Origin of the sequence: Inmirania thermothiophila, from assembly GCF_003751635.1 — a bacterium.
GTDB lineage: Bacteria > Pseudomonadota > Gammaproteobacteria > DSM-100275 > DSM-100275 > Inmirania > Inmirania thermothiophila.
This window is the reverse complement of sequence record NZ_RJVI01000002.1, coordinates 405,564-418,385: the sequence shown is the minus strand read 5'-3', so window position 1 is coordinate 418,385 and position 12,822 is coordinate 405,564. Positions and strand designations below refer to the sequence as shown.

The window sequence follows — 12,822 nt, the reverse complement described above, 5'->3', positions numbered from 1 at the left end:
CGGTGCGCGGGCGGGCGGTGCGCCCGCCCGCTCGCCTCATCAGAAGCCGAGCTCGCCGGGGAAGTAGTGCTCGAAGGCGAGCTTGTAGTCGGCCTGGTTCATGAGGTCGTAGAAGGCCACGCGGTGGGCGAAGGCCCGCTGCGACTCCACCACCTTGCGGAAGAAGGGGTCCTGCATCAGCTGCTCGAGGACCCGGTCCCAGGCCTTGAGCTGCTCCTCCAGCACCGACTGCGGCGTGCGGTAGACCTTGACCCCGTGCTGCCGGATCAGGGTCTGCAGGTCGCGCGAGTAGCTGTCCATGGCGAGGTTGAAGTTGGCGGTGCTCGCCGCCTCCGCGGCATAGCGCAGGATGGCCTGGAACTCCTTGGGCAGCGACTCGAACTTGCGCTTGTTGAAGATGATCTCGAAGAACTCCGCGGCCTGGTGGTAGCTGCCCATCATGTAGACCTTGGACACGTCCTGCGCGCCGAAGCGCATGTCCGAGGTCGGGTTGTTGTACTCGAAGGCCTCGATCACGCCGCGCTCCAGGGCCGGGATGATCTCGCCGCCCGGAAGCTGCGTCACCTTCACCCCCATCGCCGCCATGATGTCGGTGGCCAGGCCCACGGTGCGGTACTTCAGGCCCCGCAGCTGCTCCGGCCCCGTGATCCGCTCCTTGAACCAGCCCAGCGGCTGCGTCGGCATGGGCATGGCGAAGAAGCCGACCAGATTGAGCTTGAGGACCTTCTGCAGGAGCTCGTGGTAGAGCTCGAGGCCGCCGCCGTTGTAGATCCAGGCCAGGGTGTGGTGGGCGTTCTGGCCGAAGACGGGACCGGTGCCGAAGAGGGAGGCGGCCTTGTGCTTGCCGTACCAGTAGGCCGCCACCTGATGGCCCGCGTCGAGGATGCCCTTGTGCACCGCGTCCTGCACCTGGAACGACTTCACCACCGCGCCGGAGACCAAGTAGTCGATCTTGAGCCGGCCGCCGGACATCTCGTTGACGCGGTCCACGTACTGCATGGCCATGTCGTTGAAGATGTCCTTCGCCCCCCAGGCCCCCTGCATCTTCAGGGTGACGGTCTGGGCGCGGGAGATCATGGGAAAGCCCAGGGTCGCCGCACCCGCGGTGGCGGCGCCCGCCTTGAGGAAGCGGCGCCGGCCGCCGTCGGTCCGCGCTTCCGCCTTGTTCGGGGTCTGCCCGCTGGTCATGGGTCCTCCTCCTTCTATTTGGTAGTGGCTCGCCGGTGCCCTTGTCCCTGGGCGCTGCGACGGGGCGCCGCAGCCTTCCACAAATCGGAAGTGTAGATCACCATGCGGTAGACGCGAGGGGCGAGGCTGGTGGTCGTCGCCGCCCGGTGCTACACCTGAGCAAGGGTAGACGACGTCCGGGGGAGCGCATGGAGCAGGTGGTCCCCGAGGCGCCGCTGGAGCCGGCCTGCGCCCTCGCGCCGGCCCTGGGGGCGGAGCTTGCCGCGTACGCCGCGTGGTGGCGCGAGGAGGGCGAGGCCCTCTCGTGCGCCGTCGACCGCGCCGGCACCCCTTGGCTTCGGACCTGGGACCGGCAGGGGCGGCGCGAGGACGGGGTGCTGTGGAGCGGCGGTCGTGACCGCCTCCTGCACCGCGGCTACGCCGCCGGTGTCGTCTCGCGGGCGCTCGCCGGCGCGGGGCTGGGGCCCTTCTTCGCCCTCGGCTGGATCACCGCCTATCATGACCCCGGCCTCTACTGCCCCTACACCGTCTCCCTCGCCACGGCCCTCGCCCTCGAGAAGTACGGCGATCCGGCATGGGCCGCACCGCTCCTCGATCCCTTCCGCGACCCCGCCTCGGGCTGGGAGGGGGCGACCTGGATGACGGAGCGGGCAGGGGGGTCGGACCTCGGCGCCGGGGTCGAGACCGTCGCTGCACCCGAGGGTGGGGCCTGGCGGCTCACGGGGGAGAAGTACTTCGCGAGCAACGTCGGCGCCGACGTCGCGGTGGTCGCGGCGCGTCCGGCCGGCGCCCCTCCGGGGGTGCGGGGGCTCGGCCTCTTCGCGGTGCCGCGCCGGCGCCCCGACGGCGGCCTCAACTACCGGGTGCGCCGCCTCAAGGACAAGATCGGGACGCGCTCCGTCGCCACCGGGGAGGTGCTGCTGGAGGGCGCCGTCGGCTGGTCCCTGGGCGGTCCGGGGGAGGGGATCTACCGCATCCTCGAGGTCCTGAACCTGTCCCGGGTGGCCAACGCGGTGGCCGCCGCCGCCCTCGCCCGCAGGGCCCTCGACGAGGCCACGGCCTATGCCCGCGTCCGGGTGGTCTTCGGCCGGCCGCTGGCCAGGCACCCCCTCTTCGCCGCCGAGGCGCGGAGCATGGCGGCGGCGGTGGACGGCGCCGTGGCCCTCGCCCTCGAGGCCGCGCGCTGCCTGGATGCGGTCTGGCGCGTGCGCCCGCCCTACGACGACGCCTATCACCGCTTCCGGCTCCTCGCCCACCTCGCCAAGTACCACACCGCGGAGGTCGCGGTGGCGGCGGCGCGCTGGGCCATGGAGGCCCACGGCGGCCTCGGCATGCTCGCCGAGCAGGGCGTCGAGCGCCTGCTGCGGGAGGCCCTGATCCTCGCCACCTGGGAGGGGACCCCCCACCGCCAGGCCCTCGACGGCATCGAGGTCTGCCAGCGCAAGGGCGCGCACCGCCTCCTCGCGGCCCACCTCGCCCCGCGGCTGCGGCGGGGCGAGGCGGAGCGCATCCTCCGCCCCGTCGAGCGGCTGCTGGCGGGGGCGGAGCCGGAGGCGCGGGCCCGTGCCGTGTTCGCGGCCCTGGCGCGGCGCGTCGCCGCGGTCCTCGCCCGCGGGGCCTGAGCCCGGCCGCGCCTCACGCGGCGAGGAAGGGGAGGAGGACCTCCGCCACCGCCTGCGGCCGTTCCATGTGCAGATGGTGCCCCCCGGGCAGGAGCTCGAGGCGCAGGTCGCGCAGGCACGCCATGCGCGCGCGGGTCGCGGCGCGGCCGGCGAGCAGGCCGTCGCGGCCGAGGATCAGGAGGGTGGGGGCGGCGATGGCGCGCAGAAAGGCGCGCACCTGCGCCTCCGTCAGATAGATCGGGGAGCGGAAGGTGAGGCGCGGGTCGGAGCGCCAGGTGACGCGCCCGTCGCGGTCGCGCCGCGTGCCGCGTGCGGCGAGCAGCCGCGCCGCCTGCAGTGAGAGACCGCCGGCGCGGGCGCGCGCCGCGGCCGCCTCGTCGAGGCTCGCATGGCGCGGCCTGCGCTCGGGGTCGTGGCGCCGCATCTGCGCCACCGCCGTGCGCAAGCGCCCGGGCTCCTCCCGCGGGCGGCCGCTGGTGGGCCCCAGGCCCTCGACGAGGGCGAGGCGGCGGACGCGTTCCGGTGCCGCGGCGGCGACGAAGGCCGCCACCGAGGCCCCGAGGGAGTGCCCGAGCAGCGCCACCTCCTCGAGCCCCAGTGCGTCCAGGGCGTCCACCACGTCCTGGACGAAGTCCACGAAGTGGTAGGGCAGGCCCGGCGGGCGGTGGGCCGAGTGGCCGTGGCCGGGAAGCTCCAGGGCCACCAGCCGCAGCCGTCCCGCGAGATGCCGCGCCAGCGGCTCGAACGAGGCCGCGTTGTCGAGCCAGCCGTGCACCGCCAGCACCACCGGCAGCCCGGGCTCGCCCCAGGCCAGTGCCGCAAGGCGCAGCCCCCGGGTCTCCACCCACAGCTCCTCGTGCGGCATGCCTCCTCCGTTTTTCCCGTCGCGACGGGCCGATATAGTATTCCGCCGGCCCCGGATCGGCCGCCGCCGACCGCAGAGAAGCACAAGAACCGCCCGGGTGAGGGGGCCGGCACCCGCACCAGGGGAGACCGTCCGCATGCTGCCGCTGCGCGAGCACCCCCAGCGCCGCGCCCTCGCGCGCGAGGCCCACGCCCGCCCGTACGAGAGCCTGCAGGCGCCGGTGCGCGTCTCCCACCTCGCCCTGGTCACGGGGGAGGGCGGGGCCGGCGCCGACCACGCCCACCTGAGCACCCTCTGCGAGGCCGAGGGCGTGCCCACGCCGCCGCGCGAGGCGAAGCACCACGCCGTGGATCTCGGCTGGGGGCGCCTGCGCTGGGAGCGCCACACCGAGTTCTCCACCTACACCTTCATCGTCCGCGGCGGCTTCCGCGATCCCTTCGGCGAGCCGCCCCTCGCCGCCGTGCCCCGGGACTGGCTCGCGGGCCTTCCGGGCGAGCTCCTGGTCGCCCTCCACCTCGCCATGCGCCCGCGCACGGCGCCGGTCCCCACCCTCGAGGAGCTCGGCGAGCATCTCGCCCCCACCGCCATCGCCGGCAGCCGCGTCGCCGGCGGTGCCGCCTACGTCTGGAGCGACTTCCGCCTCCATGCCGACGGCTTCGGCCGCATCCTGGTGCACGACCGCGGGCTGCGGGGCCGCCAGGCCGGGCGCCTCGTCCAGCGGCTGCTCGAGATCGAGACCTACCGCATGATGGCGCTGCTGGCCCTGCCGCTCGCCCGCACCCACGGCCCGGCCCTCGCCGAGCTCGACGGGCGCCTCGCCGAGGTCACCGCCCGGCTCGCCTCGCCGGGCAGTCTCGAGGACGAGCGGGCGCTGCTCACCGACCTCACCGCCATGGCCGCCGCGGTGGAACGGATCGGCGCCGAGACCGCCTACCGCTTCGGTGCCGCCGCCGCCTATCACGACCTCGTGCGCCGGCGCATCGCCGAGCTGCGCGAGGAGCGCATCCCGGGCCTGCAGACCATCGAGGAGTTCATGACCCGCCGCCTCGAGCCCGCCATGGCCACCTGCCGCTCGGTGAACGCGCGGCGCGAGGAGATCGCCGAGCGCATCGCCCGCGCCGCCAACCTCCTGCGCACCCGCATCGACATCGCGCTGGAGGAGCAGAACCGCGATCTGCTGGCCTCCATGGACCGGCGGGCGCGCCTGCAGCTCAGACTGCAGGAGACCGTCGAGGGGCTCTCCGTGGTGGTGCTCAGCTACTACCTCGTGAGCCTCGTGGGCTACGCCGCCAAGGCGGCCAAGGCCGCGGGCCTGCCCCTGGATCCCGCCCTCGCCACGGGGTTCGCGATCCCCGTGGTGGTGGGCGCCGTGGGGTGGGGCATCCAGCGCATGCGCAGGCGCCTCATGCGCGAGGAAGGCCGGCGCCATCCCTGAGCCGCCGCGCGGCCCCGGGCCTTCCGGGGTGCTTGCAGGGCCCCGGGGTGCTTGCAGGGCCGCGCGCGCCATCACCGGCGAACTTTACATAATTGACATTATGCGCAATGCACGGGATGCGCCCGGCGCCGTGCCTTCCGTTCCCGCGCCTAGCCGGCCTCGTCGCGCGGGCCGCCGCTCGCGTGGGCGAGCGCCTCGATCAGCGGGCACGCCGGGGAGCGGCCGGCGCGGCACTGGGCGAGCATGGCGTCGAGGACGGTCTCCATGCGCCGCAGGTCGGCGATGCGTCGGCGGACGTCGTGCAGGTGCCGCTCGGCGAGGGCCTGCACGGCGGCGCAGTCGGGCCGCGCCTCGTCGGCGATGGCGAGGAGCCCGCGGATCTCGTCGAGGGAGAAGCCGAGCTCGCGGGCGCGGCGGATGAAGGTCAGGCGCGCGCGCGCGGCGGCGTCGTAGAGGCGGTGCCCGCCCTCGGTGCGGCTGCGGGGCGCAAGCAGCCCGAGACGCTCGTAGTAGCGGATGGTCTCGACGCGGACGCCGGTGGCGCGGCCCAGCGCGCCGATGCTGAGGAGCCCGCGGGGATCTGCGCCCATGCCGCCCCCTTGAACCTGTAGTCGCTACAGGTCCTATCCTGCCTGCACGTGGGGTGAAGAGGCAAACCGGAGGCGGCGTTCATGGCGGCGACGAACGAAGGGCTCGAGGCGCGGCCGCAGGCCGCGGCCGGCGACCGCGGGGCGCGGGTGGCGGCGGCGGGCAGCGTCCTGGGGGCGGTGGCGGCCTCCTCCTGCTGCATCGTGCCGCTGGTGCTCTTCAGCCTCGGGGCGACCGGGGCCTGGATCGGCAACCTCACCGCGCTCGCACCCTATCAGCCGTATTTCGTCGCCGCCACGGTGCTGTTCCTGGGCCTCGGTTTCTGGCGTGTGTACCGGCGTCCGGCCTGTGCCGGCGGGGGCTGCGCGCCGGCGCGGCGCAGCCCCTGGGTGGTGGGGGCGCTGTGGGCGGCGACGGTGCTCACCGCGGCGGCCCTGGCCTTCCCCTACGTGGCGCCGCTGTGGCTGGAGGGCTGAGGAGATGGACGGACGGCGGAAACGGGTGGGACGGCTGGCGCTGGGGCTGTGCCTGGTCGTGGCGCTGGGGCTTGCGTGGAGCGCGCAGGCGGCGCTGCGGACGGTGACGCTGGCGGTGGAGGGCATGACCTGCCCGAGCTGCCCCTACATCGTGCGCAGGACGCTGGAGCGGGTGCCCGGCGTGCGGGAGGTGCGGGTCTCCTACGCGGAGCGCAAGGCGGTGGTGACCTACGACGACGCGAGGGCGCGGGTGGAGGATCTCACGGCGGCGACGGCGGCCATGGGCTACCCCGCCCGCCCCCTGACCGGGACGCGGCCCTGAGGGCCGGCAGGATGCGAGAAACGACCGCAATGAACGACCGCAAGCTACTGAAATGGGGTTCCGCAGGGACCATCATCGCGGCGATCTGCTGCTTCACCCCGGCCCTGCTGATCCTGCTGCCGGCGCTGGGCCTTGCGGCCTGGCTGGCCTGGGCGGACTACGTCCTGTGGCCGATGCTGATCGTCTCCGCGGGGGTGACGCTGTTTGCGTGGCTGCGGATGCGGCGGCGCCGGGCGTGTGGGGTGCCGGAGGCCGGGCGATGAGCGGCCCGACGGTGGCCGTCATCGGCTCGGGGGCGGCGGCCTTCGCCGCCGCCATCCGGGCCTCGGAGCGGGGTGCGCGGGTGGTGATGATCGAGCGCGGCACCCTCGGGGGCACCTGCGTCAACGTCGGCTGCGTGCCCTCCAAGATCCTGCTGCGGGCGGCGGAGGTGGCCCACCTGCAGGCGGCCCACCCCTTCGCGGGGCTCGGTCGGTACGCCCCGGCGCTGGACCGCAGGGCCCTGGCCGGGCAGATGGCCGCGCGCGTGGAGGCGCTGCGGGAGGCCAAGTACGAGGCGGTCCTCGCGTCGCTGCCGGGGGTGACCTTCCTGCAGGGCGAGGCCCGCTTCGAGGATGCCCACATTCTGCGCGTGGCGCGGGCGGACGGGGGCGTCGACCGCCTGCGTCCGGACGCGGTGCTGGTGGCCACGGGGGCGCGGCCCGCCCTGCCCCCCGTCGCGGGGCTCGCCGAGACCCCCTACTGGACCTCCACGGAGGCGCTCGCGAGCGAGGAGACGCCGCCGCGCCTGGCGGTGCTCGGGAGCTCCGCGGTCGCCCTGGAGCTTGCGCAGGCCTTCGCCCGCCTCGGCTCGCGGGTGACGGTGCTGGCACGGGGACGGCTGCTCTCGCGGGAGGCCGAGGACGTGGGCGCGGCGCTCGCCGAGGCCTTCCGGGCGGAGGGCATCGAGGTCCGCACCGGGGCCCGGATCGAGGCCGTGGCCTGGGACGACGGGCGGTTCCGCATCGTCGCCGGGGACGGCGTGGTGGAGGCCGAGCGCCTGCTGGTGGCCACCGGGCGCCGGCCCAACACCGACGGGTTGGGCCTCGAGGAGGCGGGAGTGGCGGTGGAGGCGAACGGCGCGATCCGGGTCGACGAGCGGCTGCGCACCACCCGGCCCCACGTCTTCGCCGCCGGCGACTGCACCCCCCTGCCCCAGCTCGTCTACGTGGCGGCGGCGGCGGGCAGCCGCGCGGGCGAGAACATGACCGGTGGCGACGCGGTGCTGGATCTCTCGGTGCTGCCGTGGGTGATCTTCACCGAGCCGCAGGTGGCGGCGGTGGGCCTCGACCAGGCCGCGGCGGAGCGGCGCGGGATCGCGGTGGAGGTGCGCACGCTGCCGCTCGCCGAGGTGCCGCGGGCGCTGGCGAACTTCGAGACCCACGGCTTCGTGCGCATCGTCGCCGAGGCGGGGAGCCTGCGCATCCTGGGCGTGCAGGCGGTGGCGCCGCACGCCGGCGAGCTCATCGAGGCGGCGGCGCTGGCGATCCGGGCCGGGATGACGGTGGACGCCCTCGCGGGCGAGCTCTTCCCCTACCTCACCTGGACCGAGGCGCTCAAGCTCTGCGCCCAGACCTTCCGCCGCGACGTGGCGAAGCTCTCCTGCTGCGCCGCCTGAGAGGGGTGCGGCCCGTTTGCGCGGGCCGCCGCGCCCGCCGATACTGGGCCCATGAGCTGGTGGGCGGAGGAGTTCGCGGACCTCGAGGTGGTGCACCTCAACCACGCCGCGGTGGCGCCGTGGCCGCGGCGCACGGCGCAGGCGGTGGCGCGCTTCGCGGCCGAGAACGCGCGCCGCGGCAGCCTCGCCTACCGCGAGTGGCTCGCCGTGGAGGCGCGCCTGCGCGCGCGCCTGGCGCGGCTCGTGGGCGCGCCGGACCCCGCCGACATCGCGCTGGTGAAGAACACCTCCGAGGCCCTCTCCTTCGTTGCCTGGGGGCTCGACTGGCGCCCGGGTGACCGCGTGGTCACGGCGCGCGAGGAGTTCCCTTCCAACCGGGTGGTATGGCAGTCCCTGGCGCGCCTCGGCGTCGAGACCGTGCTCGTGCCCCTCGCCGAGGCCGTGGATCCGGAGGCGGCGCTGCTTGCGGCCGCGGCCCACCCGCGGGTGCGGCTCCTCGCGGTGAGCGCGGTGCAGTACGCCGACGGGCTGCGCCTCGACCTCGGCCGCCTCGGCGCCTGGTGCCGCGCCCACGGGCGGCTGTTCTGCGTCGATGCGATCCAGGCCGTGGGCGCCGTGGCGGTGGACGTGGTCCGCGACGACATCGACTTCCTCGCCGCCGACGGGCACAAGTGGATGCTGGGTCCGGAGGGCATCGGGGTCTTCTACTGCCGGGCGGCGCTGCGCGAGGCCCTGGCGCTGCACGAGTACGGCTGGCACATGCTGGCCCGCCGCGACGACTTCGAGGCCCTCGCCTGGGAGGTCGCCGCCGACGCCACGCGCTTCGAGTGCGGCAGCCCCAACATGGTGGGCATCCACGGCCTCGAGGCCAGCCTGTCGCTGCTGGAGGCGGTGGGGATGGCGGAGGTGGAGCGGCGCATCCAGGAGGCGGTGGCGGTCCTGTGCGAGGGGGCGCGGCAGGCGGGCTGGCGGCCGGTGCGCGTCCCGCGCCCGGACCTGCCCTCGGGGATCCTCGCCCTGCGCCATCCGCGCGGCGACGAGGCGGCGCGGCTGCAGGCGCTGCGCGCACGCGGGGTGTTCGCGGCGCACCGCGCCGGGGCGCTGCGCCTCTCGCCCCACTTCCACCTGGACGAGGCGCGCCTGGGGCGGGCGGTCGCGGCGCTGGAGGCGACGGCCCGCCCGTGACCGCGGGCGCGATGTAAACCCGGGCCCGCTCCGGCCGGTCTATGTTTTCAGGGAAGGTGATGGGAGGCGTGCGAAATCGATGATCGGCTGGCTGCGCGTGCGCGTGATCCGCTGGCTCAACGAGGAGAGGCCCCCGCAGCCCTTCCCGCCCTGCGACTTCGAGCGCCTCTCCTACGAGATCCGCCCCGGCGACGTCCTGCTGGTGGAGGGGCGCACGCGCGTCGCCGAGGTGATCAAGGTCATCACCCAGAGCCGCTGGTCCCACGCCGCCCTCTACATCGGCCGGCTCTACGACATCGAGGATCCGGACGTGCGCGAGCGGCTGCTGCGTCACCATGCGTGCGATCCGGACGAGCAGCTCGTGGTGGAGGCGCTGCTCGGGCACGGCACGGTGGTCTCGCCGCTCGCCAAGTACCGTCACGACAACCTGCGCATCTGCCGGCCGCGGGGGCTGTCGCCCGCGGACGCGCAGAAGGTCATCGCCTTCGCGGTCTCGCGCCTCGGCACCGCCTACGACACCCGCCAGATCCTCGACCTCGCCCGCTTCCTCTTCCCGTGGACGCTGATGCCGCGGCGCTGGCGCTCGAGTCTGTTCCAGCACAACGCCGGCGGCGCCACGCGCACCGTGTGCTCGACCATGCTCGCCGAGGCCTTCGCCGAGGTGCAGTTCCCGGTCCTGCCCTTCGTCGCCCGCGACGCCGACGGGCGGCTGCGTCTGCTGCGGCGCAATCCGAAGCTCTTCACGCCCAGCGACTTCGACTACTCGCCCTACTTCGAGATCATCAAGTACCCGATGCTGGGGATCGACGACGTCGGCCTCTACCGGCGCCTGCCCTGGGGGGCCGAGGGCATCGTCTGCAACGAGGACGTGCTGGACTGCGCCGAGCTGCTGGACCCGGAGGACAGCGCCCGCCTCGCCCAGGCCACGGCCCAGGCCCTGGAGGCCGACCGCGGCGACGAGGCGGCCGGCTGAGCCGGCCCTCAGGCGCTGCGCCGCGCCGGATCCCCGCCCGCCGGCGGCTCCTCCACCTCCCCGGGCGTGTTGTGCTCCACCCAGCGCTCGCCGTCCGGGAGGCGCTCCTTCTTCCAGAACGGGGCGCGGGACTTGAGCTCCTCGATGAGGTGGCGGCAGGCGGCGAGGGCGTGGGCACGGTGCGCCGCCCACACCCCCACCACCACGATGGGATCGCCCGGGCGCAGCTCGCCCACACGATGGACGACGAGGGCGTCGTCGATGGCCCAGCGTGCCCGCGCCTCGGCCACCAGCCGCTCGAGGTAGCGCTCGGTCATGCCCGGGTAGTGCTCGAGGGTCATGGCCTGCACCGGGTCGCCCTCGTTGTGGTCGCGCATGGTGCCGATGAAGACCGCGGTCGCGCCGCAGGCGGCGCGCCGCCCGGCGCGCCGGGCCTCGTGCTCGGCGAGCAGCCGGTAGGGCTCGATGGGCTCGGCGGTGACCGCCACGTGCATGGTCAGCCCCCCGTCACGGGCGGGAAGAAGGCGACCTCGTCGCCGTCCTGGACCGTCCAGTCGAGCTCGGCGTGCTCAAGGTTGACGGCGGTGAGGAGGTTGGGGGGCAGCTCGCGCCCGTCGGTGGCGAGCGCCCAGAGCTCGCGCACGGTGAGCGGGCCGTCCACCCGCACCTGGACCTCCTCCTGTCCCATGCGCTCGCGCAGGCTGGCGAAGAAACGGACACGGACCGGCATGGGCGACTGACCTCCGGCGGCTTCCCGCCCCCTAGCCTACCACCGCCCGGCGGGCTGCGGGAGCGGCGCGGCTCAGGCGCCGGCGGCGGGCTCACCCTCCCCCTCCCCCGCCGCTTCCGGCTCTGGACCCCCGCCGCGGGTGATCTCCTCGTACCAGAGGAGGTGGTGCTGGCGCGCCCAGTTGACGTCCACACGGCCGTGCACCATGCCCTCGAGGGCCCCCTCGGTGCCGAGGGTGCCGATGTAGATGTGGCCCACGGCGAAGCCGAGCATGAAGATCGCGCTCGCGGCGTGCACGATCTGGGCGGTCTGCATGGTCTCGCGGGTCTGGCCGAGGCCGGGGAAGTCCAGGATGATCCCCGTGACCGAGACCGTCAGCCCGCCGAAGACGACGATCCAGAACCAGAGCTTCTCCCCCGCGTTCATGTTCCCGGCGGGCGGGTGGCGGTCGCGGAACAGGATCCCGCCCCCCTCGGCCAGCCAGCGCAGGTCCACCCGCGCCGGCAGGTTGTTGCGTGCCCACAGGGCGGCCATGAGGATCACCCCCACGGGGAAGAGGGGGCCGAGGTAGTTGTGCAGCACCTTCGCCCCCTGGGCGTAGAGACCGAAGACCTCCTTGCCGAAGAGCGGCAGCACCACGGCGCGGCCGTAGAGCAGGCTGAGCCCGGTGAGGGCGAGGATGAGGAAGAGGACCGCGGTGTACCAGTGCAGGACCCGGTGCGGCAGGCGCCAGCGCTCCACCGTCCGCCCGGATCGCCCGCCCTCGATGCGGATGCGCCCGCGCCAGAGGAAGATCAGCGCCACGCCGCCGGCGGCGGCGGCGAGCCAGTAGGCGCCCCAGGTGCGCAGCGGTCCGTTGCGCAGCCGCCGCCATTCCTCGCCGGCGCTGGCGATGAGGACGCCGGCCTCGGGCGCCTGCACCTGGGTCTGCCCCGCCGCACCCTGGCGCAGCTCGCGCCAGAGGCGGTTGGTGGGATCGATCCGCTGCGTCGACTTGGGGTCGCCGAGATAGGCCCAGCCCTGCGGGATCAGCGGCGCCGCCAGCACCGCCATGGTCAGCGCGGCGGCCAGGACCGTGCGCCACCCGCACCCGGGACGTGCTCGCATCATGGGACCTCCTCCGCCGGCGCGGGGCGGCGACGGCCGCCGCCCCGCCCCCGTTCACTGGCGATTGGCGTTCTGCCGCTGGCGCCGCCCGTAGGCGAGGTCCCAGCCCCACGCACCGGCCCCGGCGCCCCGCCAGACCACGCGCTGCCGGTAGATGTCGGCGATCTCGGCGCCGTCGCCGGCGAGTAGCGCCTTGGTGGAACACATCTCCGCGCACAGCGGCAGCTTCCCCTCGGCGAGGCGGTTCGATCCGTACTTGCGGTGCTCGGCCGTGGACAGGTCGGGCTCGGGGCCGCCGGCGCAGAAGGTGCACTTGTCCATCTTGCCGCGCGAGCCGAAGGCCGCCGCCGCCGGGAACTGCGGCGCCCCGAAGGGGCAGGCGAAGAAGCAGTAGCCGCAGCCGATGCAGATGTCCTTGTCGTGCAGGACCACGCCGTCCTCGGTCTGATAGATGGTGTCCACCGGGCAGACGGCGATGCAGGGGGCGTCCGAGCAGTGCATGCAGGCCACCGAGATGGAGCGCTCCCCCGGCTCGCCGTCGTTGATGGTCACCACCCGCCGGCGGTTGATCCCCCACGGGACGTCGTTCTCGTTCTTGCACGCGGTGACGCAGGCGTTGCACTCGATGCAGCGGTCGGCGTCGCAGAGGAACTTCATTCGTGCCATCGTTCGTC

Annotated in this window: 15 protein-coding genes; 8 read left to right on the top strand and 7 right to left on the bottom strand. The window is 74.4% G+C overall.

What is annotated here, in order from left to right:
- Positions 1-39 precede the first annotated feature (39 nt).
- Positions 40-1,188, bottom strand: a complete 1,149-nt coding sequence (locus EDC57_RS07710; protein ID WP_123401296.1) for a TRAP transporter substrate-binding protein — start codon at positions 1,186-1,188, stop codon at positions 40-42.
- A gap of 188 nt (positions 1,189-1,376) precedes the next feature.
- Between EDC57_RS07710 and EDC57_RS07705 the strand changes: the two genes are divergently transcribed.
- Positions 1,377-2,810, top strand: coding sequence for an acyl-CoA dehydrogenase family protein (locus tag EDC57_RS07705; protein ID WP_123401295.1), 1,434 nt, complete (start codon positions 1,377-1,379; stop codon positions 2,808-2,810).
- A 13-nt stretch (positions 2,811-2,823) separates the two neighbouring features.
- Here EDC57_RS07705 and EDC57_RS07700 read toward each other — a convergent pair whose 3' ends face one another.
- On the bottom strand, positions 2,824-3,675 hold the full coding sequence (locus EDC57_RS07700; RefSeq protein ID WP_123401294.1) for an alpha/beta fold hydrolase: 852 nt from the start codon (positions 3,673-3,675) through the stop codon (positions 2,824-2,826).
- 136 nt (positions 3,676-3,811) lie between these two features.
- Between EDC57_RS07700 and EDC57_RS07695 the strand changes: the two genes are divergently transcribed.
- Positions 3,812-5,110: a DUF3422 family protein gene (locus tag EDC57_RS07695; RefSeq protein WP_123401293.1), complete on the top strand. Its 1,299-nt coding sequence runs from the start codon at positions 3,812-3,814 to the stop codon at positions 5,108-5,110.
- Positions 5,111-5,259: 149 nt separating this feature from the next.
- Here the strand turns inward: EDC57_RS07695 and EDC57_RS07690 are convergent, their stop codons facing one another.
- On the bottom strand, positions 5,260-5,700 hold the full coding sequence (locus EDC57_RS07690; RefSeq protein WP_123401292.1) for a MerR family transcriptional regulator: 441 nt from the start codon (positions 5,698-5,700) through the stop codon (positions 5,260-5,262).
- Between the two features lie 81 nt (positions 5,701-5,781).
- Here EDC57_RS07690 and EDC57_RS07685 point away from each other — a divergent pair, with 81 nt between their 5' ends.
- The 6 genes from EDC57_RS07685 (at position 5,782) to EDC57_RS07660 (ending at position 10,311) form a co-directional block, all read left to right on the top strand.
- Positions 5,782-6,174, top strand: coding sequence for a mercuric transporter MerT family protein (locus tag EDC57_RS07685; RefSeq protein WP_123401291.1), 393 nt, complete (start codon positions 5,782-5,784; stop codon positions 6,172-6,174).
- A gap of 4 nt (positions 6,175-6,178) precedes the next feature.
- The gene (locus EDC57_RS07680; RefSeq protein WP_123401290.1) at positions 6,179-6,496 is read left to right on the top strand and encodes a cation transporter; all 318 of its coding nucleotides are present in this window, start codon (positions 6,179-6,181) and stop codon (positions 6,494-6,496) included.
- Positions 6,497-6,507: 11 nt separating this feature from the next.
- Positions 6,508-6,759 carry a mercury resistance system transport protein MerF gene (gene merF / locus EDC57_RS07675; protein WP_245995178.1) on the top strand — a complete coding sequence of 84 codons (252 nt, stop codon included), beginning with the start codon at positions 6,508-6,510 and terminating at the stop codon, positions 6,757-6,759.
- Positions 6,756-8,153 carry a mercury(II) reductase gene (gene merA, locus EDC57_RS07670; RefSeq protein WP_123401288.1) on the top strand — a complete coding sequence of 466 codons (1,398 nt, stop codon included), beginning with the start codon at positions 6,756-6,758 and terminating at the stop codon, positions 8,151-8,153. The genes merF and merA overlap by 4 nt, the downstream gene beginning before the upstream one ends.
- 51 nt (positions 8,154-8,204) lie before the next feature.
- Positions 8,205-9,338, top strand: coding sequence for an aminotransferase class V-fold PLP-dependent enzyme (locus tag EDC57_RS07665; protein WP_123401287.1), 1,134 nt, complete (start codon positions 8,205-8,207; stop codon positions 9,336-9,338).
- Positions 9,339-9,417: 79 nt separating this feature from the next.
- On the top strand, positions 9,418-10,311 hold the full coding sequence (locus EDC57_RS07660) for a YiiX/YebB-like N1pC/P60 family cysteine hydrolase (RefSeq protein ID WP_123401286.1): 894 nt from the start codon (positions 9,418-9,420) through the stop codon (positions 10,309-10,311).
- Positions 10,312-10,319: 8 nt separating this feature from the next.
- Here the strand turns inward: EDC57_RS07660 and EDC57_RS07655 are convergent, their stop codons facing one another.
- The 4 genes from EDC57_RS07655 to fdh3B form a co-directional block, all read right to left on the bottom strand.
- Positions 10,320-10,805, bottom strand: coding sequence for a molybdenum cofactor biosynthesis protein MoaE (locus EDC57_RS07655; RefSeq protein ID WP_123401285.1), 486 nt, complete (start codon positions 10,803-10,805; stop codon positions 10,320-10,322).
- 2 nt (positions 10,806-10,807) lie between these two features.
- Complete coding sequence (locus EDC57_RS07650; RefSeq protein WP_123401284.1) at positions 10,808-11,041, bottom strand: MoaD/ThiS family protein; 234 nt, start codon at positions 11,039-11,041, stop codon at positions 10,808-10,810.
- A 72-nt stretch (positions 11,042-11,113) separates the two neighbouring features.
- On the bottom strand, positions 11,114-12,151 hold the full coding sequence (locus tag EDC57_RS07645) for a formate dehydrogenase subunit gamma (protein WP_123401283.1): 1,038 nt from the start codon (positions 12,149-12,151) through the stop codon (positions 11,114-11,116).
- Positions 12,152-12,202: 51 nt separating this feature from the next.
- Positions 12,203-12,814 (bottom strand): formate dehydrogenase FDH3 subunit beta, encoded by a 612-nt coding sequence (gene fdh3B / locus EDC57_RS07640; RefSeq protein ID WP_123401282.1) that lies wholly within the window; start codon positions 12,812-12,814, stop codon positions 12,203-12,205.
- Positions 12,815-12,822: the final 8 nt, after the last annotated feature.

Excerpts from the sequence above, each read along its gene's own strand:
- EDC57_RS07690 (WP_123401292.1), bottom strand. The coding sequence starts at position 5,700 with ATGGGCGCAGATCCCCGCGGGCTCCTCAGCATCGGCGCGCTGGGCCGC.
- EDC57_RS07660 (WP_123401286.1), top strand. The coding sequence starts at position 9,418 with ATGATCGGCTGGCTGCGCGTGCGCGTGATCCGCTGGCTCAACGAGGAG.
- EDC57_RS07685 (WP_123401291.1), top strand. The coding sequence starts at position 5,782 with ATGGCGGCGACGAACGAAGGGCTCGAGGCGCGGCCGCAGGCCGCGGCC.
- EDC57_RS07655 (WP_123401285.1), bottom strand. The coding sequence starts at position 10,805 with ATGCACGTGGCGGTCACCGCCGAGCCCATCGAGCCCTACCGGCTGCTC.
- EDC57_RS07710 (WP_123401296.1), bottom strand. The coding sequence starts at position 1,188 with ATGACCAGCGGGCAGACCCCGAACAAGGCGGAAGCGCGGACCGACGGC.
- EDC57_RS07645 (WP_123401283.1), bottom strand. The coding sequence starts at position 12,151 with ATGATGCGAGCACGTCCCGGGTGCGGGTGGCGCACGGTCCTGGCCGCC.
- merA (WP_123401288.1), top strand. The coding sequence starts at position 6,756 with ATGAGCGGCCCGACGGTGGCCGTCATCGGCTCGGGGGCGGCGGCCTTC.
- fdh3B (WP_123401282.1), bottom strand. The coding sequence starts at position 12,814 with ATGGCACGAATGAAGTTCCTCTGCGACGCCGACCGCTGCATCGAGTGC.
- EDC57_RS07650 (WP_123401284.1), bottom strand. The coding sequence starts at position 11,041 with ATGCCGGTCCGTGTCCGTTTCTTCGCCAGCCTGCGCGAGCGCATGGGA.
- merF (WP_245995178.1), top strand. The coding sequence starts at position 6,508 with ATGCGAGAAACGACCGCAATGAACGACCGCAAGCTACTGAAATGGGGT.
- EDC57_RS07705 (WP_123401295.1), top strand. The coding sequence starts at position 1,377 with ATGGAGCAGGTGGTCCCCGAGGCGCCGCTGGAGCCGGCCTGCGCCCTC.
- EDC57_RS07665 (WP_123401287.1), top strand. The coding sequence starts at position 8,205 with ATGAGCTGGTGGGCGGAGGAGTTCGCGGACCTCGAGGTGGTGCACCTC.
- EDC57_RS07695 (WP_123401293.1), top strand. The coding sequence starts at position 3,812 with ATGCTGCCGCTGCGCGAGCACCCCCAGCGCCGCGCCCTCGCGCGCGAG.
- EDC57_RS07680 (WP_123401290.1), top strand. The coding sequence starts at position 6,179 with ATGGACGGACGGCGGAAACGGGTGGGACGGCTGGCGCTGGGGCTGTGC.
- EDC57_RS07700 (WP_123401294.1), bottom strand. The coding sequence starts at position 3,675 with ATGCCGCACGAGGAGCTGTGGGTGGAGACCCGGGGGCTGCGCCTTGCG.